The organism is Salinimicrobium oceani (assembly GCF_012037645.1).
Window position 1 is genome coordinate 1 of sequence record NZ_JAAVJR010000205.1, and the last position, 626, is coordinate 626.

Annotated in this window: 1 pseudogene; it reads right to left on the reverse strand. The window is 37.9% G+C overall.

The annotated features are described in order from the left end of the window. Positions 1-400 precede the first annotated feature (400 nt). Positions 401-626 (reverse strand): annotated as a pseudogene (locus HC175_RS16285) (hypothetical protein); the annotation flags it as partial.

A 626-nucleotide genomic window follows, 5' to 3' on the forward strand; every position in this document is an offset into this window, starting at 1 on the left:
CAGGAAGTTCAATATCTGTAACTCGAACTAACTCGGGAAGCCACCCAGGATCATCGGATTCCAATTCACAGCTTTGAAGCGTGAATACAAACAGTGCCAGTAATAAAAATTTCTTCATTTTGATCTTAATAATTGTCTTTACCTATATGACCTGAAAATTCAAAAAGGTTGCGTCTTTTTCAATGAGCTGTGAACAATTAAAAAAGTACGGTTGTAATAGAAAATTTTGCTTTCCTAATTTTGAAGAATAAGCTGTTGCCTGTTGCCCTGTTGCCTGTTACCTGTTGAGGGTTTCAGGTTGCCCGTTCCGGGTTGCGGATTCCGAATTACTTTTTTCCACAAATCTTAAACCTTAAACCTTAAACCTTAATCCACAATTCTGGTACCTTAAACATTATACCTAAAACTGATAACTCAGCCCTGAGTAAATTCCGAAGTAATGGGAATTGCCGTGGTCAAAAGTATTGAGCTGGTATTTAAACATAGGTTCCAGATTGAGCCTGATCTTAGGTGAAAAATTATAATATACTCCCAATCCCAGGTTTGCACTAAAACTGATTTCATTGAGGTTCTGGGCTTCTCCAAAATCGGTAGTAAAGGCCGGTGTACTCATAGAAAGACTGTTT